Origin of the sequence: Streptomyces sp. NPDC018045 (assembly GCF_044327445.1) — a bacterium.
Classification (GTDB): Bacteria; Actinomycetota; Actinomycetes; order Streptomycetales; family Streptomycetaceae; genus Streptomyces.
In genome coordinates, this window is the sequence record NZ_JBIRFL010000058.1 from 1 (window position 1) to 6,428 (window position 6,428).

Here is a 6,428-nt window from a genome sequence, read left to right on the forward strand (position 1 = left end):
CGTTGACTTTTGGCACGCTGTTGAGTTCTCAAGGAACGGACGCTTCCTTTGTGCCTGTCTCACCAGGCTCTCCGGGCGCTTCCCTTCGGTCTTGCTTTTCCGACTCTATCAGATCCTCGCGGTCCTGATTTCCGCCGGCGCGTTTCGGCCTTTCGGCTTCTTCGCGGTTCCAACCTTACCAGACCCGTTCGGCGTTTCCGCCTTTTCCGTATCCGGCCCCTGCTGGAGCGGGTTTGTTCGCGCCTTCCGGCGTGCTCACTACTTTAGCGGTTTTCCCTGGCGGCTCATAATCGAGCCGCTTGTCAGAATTTCGGCATACCGAAATTCATCCCGTCAGGGAGCCGTGCAGTGGTGAGGTACCGCCGGTGCGGCGTGAGATTGTCGCGACGCCTGTCGGCCCCGTGGCAACCCGAAGAACACTACACGACGGGCCGGAGTACCCGGAGGCACCCCCGGTACCGCGCCTGCCGACATGGCCGGGGCCGCCGCGGCACCTGTCGCCAGGGGCCGCGTGGGGGGCTTGGTCCATTCGGCGGGCCCTCGATCCGGTGGTGAGGACAGCGGCAGCGGCGCGGCGTGGATCATCGGTGGCGGCGCGGGTACCGGTACGGAACCGGGCGGCTACGGGAGGCGCGGCGTGGAACGGTGTCTGGTGACCGGGGCGACCGGCTACATCGGCGGGCGGCTGGTGCCCGAACTGCTGGCCGCGGGATACCCGGTGCGGTGTCTGGCGCGTACGCCGGGCAAGCTGCGGGATCACCCCTGGTCGGGGCAGGTGGAGACGGTACGGGGCGATGTCACGGACGCGGAGTCGCTCGCGGAGGCGCTGGAGGGCGTCGGGGTCGCCTACTACCTGGTGCACGCGCTGGGCACGGGCAAGGGCTTCGAGGACACCGACCGCCGGGCGGCCCGTACCTTCGCCGAGTGCGCGCGGAAGGCCGGCGTGCGGCGGATCGTCTATCTGGGCGGCCCGGTGCCGGCGGGCGTCGACCGGCGCGAGCTGTCGCCTCATCTGCGGTCGCGGGACGAGGTGGGCCGCATCCTGCTGGCGTCCGGGGTGCCGACCGCGGTGCTGCGGGCCGCCGTGATCATGGGGTCGGGCTCGGCGTCCTTCGAGATGCTGCGGTATCTGACCGAGCGGCTGCCGGTCATGGTGACGCCGAGCTGGGTGCGTACCCGTATCCAGCCGCTGGCGGTACGGGACGTGCTGCACTACCTGGTGGGGTGCGCCGCGCTGCCGGAGTCGGTGAACCGGGGCTTCGACATCGGTGGTCCCGACGTGCTGACGTACCGGCAGATGATGCAGCGCTACGCGCGGGTCGCGGCGCTCCCCCGCCGTCTGATCGTGCCGGTGCCGGTGCTCACGCCGGGGCTCTCCAGCCACTGGGTGGGGCTGGTGACGCCCGTACCGGCGGGTATCGCCCGGCCGCTGGCGGAGTCGCTGCGCCACGAGGCGGTGGCCGAGGAGCACGACATCGCGCGGTACGTACCGGACCCGCCCGGCGGGCCGACCGGTTTCGACCGCGCGGTGGAACTGGCGCTGCGGCGCGTACGGGAGGCGCAGGTCGCCACCCGCTGGTCGTCGGCCTCGGTGCCCGGCGCCCCCAGCGACCCGCTGCCGACCGACCCGGACTGGGCGGGCGGCAGCCTCTACACCGACCGCAGGGCCCGCGTGGTGGACGCCTCGCCCGAGGCGCTGTGGGACGTCATCGAGGGCATCGGCGGCGAGAACGGCTGGTACTCCTTCCCTCTGGCCTGGGCGCTGCGGGGGTGGCTGGACCGGCTGGCGGGCGGTGTCGGGCTGCGCCGGGGGCGGCGGGACGCCCAGCGGCTGCGCGCCGGTGACTCGCTGGACTTCTGGCGGGTCGAGGAGATCGAGCGGGGGCGGCTGCTGCGGCTGCGCGCGGAGATGCGGCTGCCGGGGCTCGCCTGGCTGGAGCTGATGACCGGGCGGGACCGGGCGGGCCGTACGGTCTACCGGCAGCGGGCGGTGTTCCATCCGCACGGGCTGGCGGGCCACGCGTACTGGTGGAGTGTGGCGCCGTTCCACGCGGTGGTGTTCGGCGGTATGGCGCGCAACATCGCCGTCGCGGCGCGGGCGCGGGATGGGGAACGGGAGGAGCGGAAGGCGTCCGAGCGGGGCACGTAAGAGGTGCCGGGGTGCGGGACGCATGGAGCCGCGCCGGGCATGGGCGCGGAGCGCCGTGCCGGGTCGCTGACGCGGAGCGCCGGACGACGACGTTGACGTAGGCGCCACCCGAGTGCCGTCACCTTCCGTCCTCTGCGATCCGACGAACGAGTGAATTACGGGGCCGGGGGCGTCCCCGGTCGGCCGCAGGGGCGGCGCGGCGTGCGGGCGGCGATGGCGGGCCCTTGTACGTTCGCCCCTCCCGGCAATGAGAGGTGCGCAATGCCCACATACCGTCCCCTCACCGGCTGGAGACCGTCCGGCCCGTGGTACCCCGTACTGCTCTGCGGCATCGTCGGCGGACTGGCCGTCCCCACCGCGTGGGCGGCGGGTTCCGACGCCCACGACACGAAGTCGCGGCAGTCCGCGGCCCAGCAGGCCGAGTTCCAGCGGGCCTCCGAGCGGGCCGCCGCGTCCGGCCGGCGGGTGGAGGTGCAGTCGCAGCGCACCGACACCGTGCGCGTGTACGCCAACCCGTCCGGCACGTACACCACCGAGCAGAGCCTGCCCACGGCGCGTGCTCCCAGAGGCCCGGTGGGGCTGTGGACCAGCGTCAACAAGAAGTACCCCGACGCGTCCTACTGGGCGAAGACCGGGGACGTGGCGCGCGTCGGTCATGAGAACGACACGGGCGGGACCTGGCGCTCGTTCATCACCATGGGCACCAGGGATCTCCAGCGGACCGGAAAGATCAAGAGCGCCGCGTTCGAGATCCAGAACAGCTACTCCTGGTCGTGCGCCAAGCGGCCCGTCCAGCTCTGGGACACCGGCCGGGCCTACAAGAGCACGACGTGGAACAAACAGCCGAAGTGGTACAAGCTGCTGGCCACCGTCTCCGACGCCAAGGGCCACAGCGCCAAGCACTGCCCGGCCGGCGTCCTGGCCTTCGACGTCTCGGACAACGCCCGGGCGGCGAAGGCCAACAAGTGGCCGGACATGACCCTGGGGCTGCGGGCCGCGAACGAGAACGACACCTTCGCCTGGAAGAAGTTCGCGCCGAGCACGGCCAAGCTGAACGTCACCTGGACCAAGGGCTGAGTCCATCGCGTCCGCCCGCCCCGGCGGCCTCCCACCGCGGCGCGGGAGCGGGCGGGACAGGAACGGCGTGGCGGGGCCGCCGAGGGGCACCGACGCGGCCCCGCCGCCGTCACCCTCAGTCCTCCGTCTTCCGTCGGACGAGTGAATACGCGGCTGACGCGTTCCCGGTCGGACGCAGTGGGGGCGCGGCGTGCGGCCGGCGGGGAAAAGCTGGACATCGTCCAGCCATTCCCTGCACTGGAGGCATTCCATGCCCACACCCCGTTCACTCACCGGCCGGCGGCGGTCCCGGCCGTTGTATCCCCTGCTGGCCTGCGGCCTCATCGGCGGCCTCGCCGCTCCGGCGGCCTGGGCCGCGAGCCCGGGCACGCAGACCGGGCCGGCCGGCGCGTCCGTATCCGAGCAGCGCCTGCCCGGTCCCAGCGCACCCAGGGGCCGCGTGGGCCTGTGGACGAGCGTCAACGACAGCACCCCGAACCGGGTCTACTGGGGCCGGACGGGGGACGTCGCGCGCGTCGGTAAGCGGGCCCTCAGGACGGACCCCGCGCTGAACGGCGTGTGGCGCTCGTTCCTCACGATGGGCACCGGGGACCTGCACCGGCGCGGAACGATCCGCGAGGCCCGGCTTCTCATCCAGAACACCTGGTCCCAGTCGTGCGCTCCCTACAACATCGAGATGTGGGACACCGGCCGGATCTACAAGAGCACGACGTGGAAGTCCCAGCCGCGGTGGTACAACTGGCTGGACACGCGCCACCCCGGGCCCAGCGACGTCTGCCCGAGCCGCACCCTGTCCTTCAACGTCACGGCGAGCGCCCGCGCGGCCCAGCGGAACAAGTGGCCGAGCATGACCCTGGGGCTGAAGGCGTCGAACGAGTCGCATCCGAACGCGTACAAGAATTTCGCCCCGTCCACCGCCACGCTGCGCGTGACCTGGTCGTAGCACCGCCCGGCACATCCCCGGCCGCTGATCCGGCGTCAGTGGCGCCCGACCGTTTTGATCACCGAGCCCGATCCTCCATACGATCCGGCGATGATCACAAGAAAACGGATGGCGGCCGGGGTGTGCGGCCTGCTCGCCACCCTGGCCGTGGGGCTCCTCCCCACCTCCGCCGCAGCCGCCGACGAACCTGACGCGAAGCAGCCCTCCCCGAAGGTCGAGCTGGTGCTCGACGTCAGCGGTTCGATGCGGGCGCGCGACATCGACGGGCAGAGCCGGATGTCGGCGGCGAAGCAGGCGTTCAACGAGGTGCTGGACGCGGTGCCGGGCGAGGTCCAGCTCGGCATACGGACGCTCGGCGCGAACTACCCGGGACCCGACCGCCAGACCGGGTGCAAGGACACCAGGCAGCTCTACCCGGTCGGCCCGCTCGACCGGACCGAGGCGAAGACCGCGGTGGCCACGCTCGCCCCCACCGGCTGGACGCCGATCGGCCCGGCCCTGCTGGGCGCGGCCGACGACCTCCAGGGCGGCGCCGCGACCCGCCGGATCGTGCTGATCACGGACGGCGAGGACACCTGCGCCCCGCTCGACCCGTGCGAGGTGGCGCGGGACATCGCCGCCAAGGGCATCCACCTGACCGTGGACACGCTCGGGCTGCTGCCGGACGCCAAGACCCGTAAGCAGCTCAGTTGCATCGCGGAGGCCACCGGCGGCACGTACACCTCCGTCCAGCACACCAGCGAACTGCGGGACCGTGTCCACCAGTTGGTGGACCGTGCGGCCGACCCGGTGGTGACGCCGGTGGCGACGCAGGGCGCCGGCCAGTGTGCGAAGGCCCCGGTGCTCAAGCCGGGTCTGTACACCGACCGGGAGAAGTTCGCCGAGCACCGCTGGTACCGGGTGGACGTACGGCCCGGCCAGGAGCTGCGGGCGTCCGCGAGCATCGGCGCCGACCGTGCCGTCAACAACGACTACGGCGTCCTGCTGCGCGCCTCGACCGTGCACGGCCGGGAGATCGTCCGCGGCTCGGAGGCGGGTGACGGGCGCACCGACGTCATCTCCTCCGGTCTGCGCTACCCGAAGGCGCCGCTGAAGAACGCCGACGGTGCCGCGCAGGACGCGCCGGAAACCGTCTGCCTCCAGCTCAGCAACTCCTTCGCCGCGCCCGCCTCGGTCAAGACCGAGCCGGGGCTGCCGGTCGAGCTGGCCATCGATGTCGTGGACGGTCCGTCGGACGCCTCGGACGTGGCGTCGTTCGGTCTGGGCCGCGGCTGGTGGCTGTTGGGCGCGCTGGCGCTGGCCGGTCTGGTGGCCGGTCTGCTGTGGGGCCGGCTGTCGCGCTGGCGTGTCGCCGTCTGGAGGACCAACTGATGCGTACCCGTACGTTTGTGACCGCCGCGCTGCTGGCGGGTGCCGCGCTCTTCGGTACGGCGGGCGGGGCGGTGGCGGACAGCCCGTCGCCGTCCGCGAGCGGCAGCGCCGAGGGGCCGACGGAGGCGGGTACGTCGTTCCGTACCGCGACGCCGGTCACGCCGGGGCAGCGGGCGACGGCCGGGGCGTCGACCGGTGACTACCTGTACTGGGCGGTGCCGGTGGACGCCGGGCAGCGCGCCACGATGACGGCGAAGGTGACCCTGCCCAAGGCGGCCCGGCACGGCGCCGCGACCTGGCAGCTCGACGTGTACGACGGGCTGCGGCGGCGCCAGGCGTGCGCGTACGGCGCGCAGACCAGGGCGGCGGCAGCGGACGCGGCTTCGGTGGAGCTGTCCTGCACGCTGCGTACGGTGCGTTCCTGGGCGGAGCAGTCGTCCAACGATCCGCTGCCGGGCGTCTACTACGTGCGTCTGACGGTCACCGACCTGCCGCAGGAGGACCTGGGGCTGCCGGTGCACGCCGAGTTCGGGCCCACGGTGGCCGGGACGGGCGGCGCGTACGCCGTGGACGGCAAGCTGGCCGCGCCGCTGGTGCCGGGGGCCGGCGCGGCGGGCTCGCGGGACGGGCGGAGCGCTTCGCCGGAGGCGTCGGCACCGGCGTCGGGCAAGCGGTCCGTGGCGGCGGCCGAGCCGGACGGCGGCTGGTCCTCGGGCCGGTGGTCCGACCGGTGGGTGTGGACGGCGGTGGGCGGCCTGCTGGCGGCGCTCGCCGGAATCGCCGGGTACGCCCTGACCCGGGGCGGCGGCCGCCCGTCGCGGGTGCCGCCGGGCGTCTGAGGCACGGCGGGAAGGCACGGCGGGGCGGCGCGCGGAGGGTTCCGCGCGC

The 6,428-nt window shown here is 73.0% G+C and carries 6 protein-coding genes; all 6 read left to right on the top strand.

Features of this window, described 5'->3' with window-relative positions; all coding sequences use genetic code 11:
• The coding region (locus tag ACH4EB_RS38285; RefSeq protein ID WP_398353143.1) for a hypothetical protein at window positions 1-355 on the top strand (355 nt) is incomplete at its 5' end.
• Between the two features lie 282 nt (window positions 356-637).
• Window positions 638-2,149 (top strand): SDR family oxidoreductase, encoded by a 1,512-nt coding sequence (locus tag ACH4EB_RS38290; protein WP_398353145.1) that lies wholly within the window; start codon window positions 638-640, stop codon window positions 2,147-2,149.
• 261 nt (window positions 2,150-2,410) lie between these two features.
• Window positions 2,411-3,226, top strand: coding sequence for a DNRLRE domain-containing protein (locus tag ACH4EB_RS38295; protein ID WP_398353146.1), 816 nt, complete (start codon window positions 2,411-2,413; stop codon window positions 3,224-3,226).
• A 250-nt stretch (window positions 3,227-3,476) separates the two neighbouring features.
• Window positions 3,477-4,169 carry a hypothetical protein gene (locus ACH4EB_RS38300; RefSeq protein WP_398353147.1) on the top strand — a complete coding sequence of 231 codons (693 nt, stop codon included), beginning with the start codon at window positions 3,477-3,479 and terminating at the stop codon, window positions 4,167-4,169.
• Window positions 4,170-4,259: 90 nt separating this feature from the next.
• A complete protein-coding gene (locus tag ACH4EB_RS38305; protein ID WP_398353148.1) occupies window positions 4,260-5,540 on the top strand; it encodes a VWA domain-containing protein in 1,281 nt (426 codons plus the stop codon).
• Window positions 5,540-6,379, top strand: a complete 840-nt coding sequence (locus ACH4EB_RS38310; RefSeq protein ID WP_398353149.1) for a hypothetical protein — start codon at window positions 5,540-5,542, stop codon at window positions 6,377-6,379. The genes ACH4EB_RS38305 and ACH4EB_RS38310 overlap by 1 nt, the downstream gene beginning before the upstream one ends.
• The last annotated feature ends 49 nt before the right edge of the window (window positions 6,380-6,428 follow it).